1 protein-coding gene is annotated in these 992 nt (G+C 43.4%); it reads right to left on the minus strand.

What is annotated here, in order from left to right; translation table 11 throughout:
• Positions 1–147: 147 nt before the first annotated feature.
• Positions 148–992, minus strand: an 845-nt coding sequence (locus R7040_RS24975) for a transglycosylase SLT domain-containing protein (protein WP_318097351.1), incomplete at its 5' end; no start/stop codon positions are given.

Consider the following 992-nt stretch of genomic DNA (forward strand, 5'->3'; position numbering starts at 1 on the left):
ATTGGATAGAGTACTCAGCTGAAAACGCCTTCGTTTTTAGGGGCGTTGTTCAGCCTGTTTTTTAGAGTGGTTAAATTTTAACTAGAATGAAAATGTGACATTAATCACTCTGCAATTTCAAAGTACACTGAATAATAAAAATGTCGCTTAATTAACAAGCGGCATTTTTGTATCTGGCGTTTGAGTGATTTTCCTTATTGGTGTCATAAAGATCGGGTCATCAGGAATCAGCAGCACATTTTCTAGTGTTTTGGCGAGGTCTAAGCTCTCTAGTTGCTTATAGATGACGTAGTAACGGTTCACGCTGGTCACATAACTGACCGTTGAGCTGAGGCTTTTTCGCATGACCACTTCGACATTATTAAACCAAACGTTGGGGTCGTAGCCTTGCTGTGCGGCTCGCTTGCGCATTTTCTCGACATTACCTGGGCCTGCATTGTAAGCCGCCAAGGTAAAGTAAATTTTGTTCTCAGCCGTAATGGCCTTATCGCCAAAGTACTGCCGACGTAAAAACGCTAAGTATTTCGCTCCTGCGTGGATGTTGTTTTCGAGTTGTCGAACATTTTTGATGTTGATGTTTGGATCGCTCGCTGTGCTCGGTAAGACTTGCATTATGCCCACTGCGCCTCTTGTGCCGACTAAGTTGTTATTAAATCCGGACTCTTTATACGCAACCGCCGCAATCAGCAAATAATCCAAGTCATATTTCTCCCCGTAGCGCGAAAACAGCGCCGACAGTTTTTCTAGTTGGGCAATTTTCTTAGGGTTAAGTGCCTTATTGAGCCAATTGGTATTGTCGATGTATTTGCTATATATGACGTTTCCAAGGAGTGTGCCTGAACGAGATTTTTGGATGAATTTGTTCACCACTGCTTTGAGTTGAGGACTGTTTTGTCGCATTACCCAAGCGATGTTGCCGTTTTTGCGAAGAGGGACTTTCTTATGCGCTTTGATGTCATCCATCGCATTGAGCCAAAGTGTGGCTTTGTGGC

The sequence above is a fragment of the Vibrio sp. 1069 genome (genome assembly GCF_033340555.1).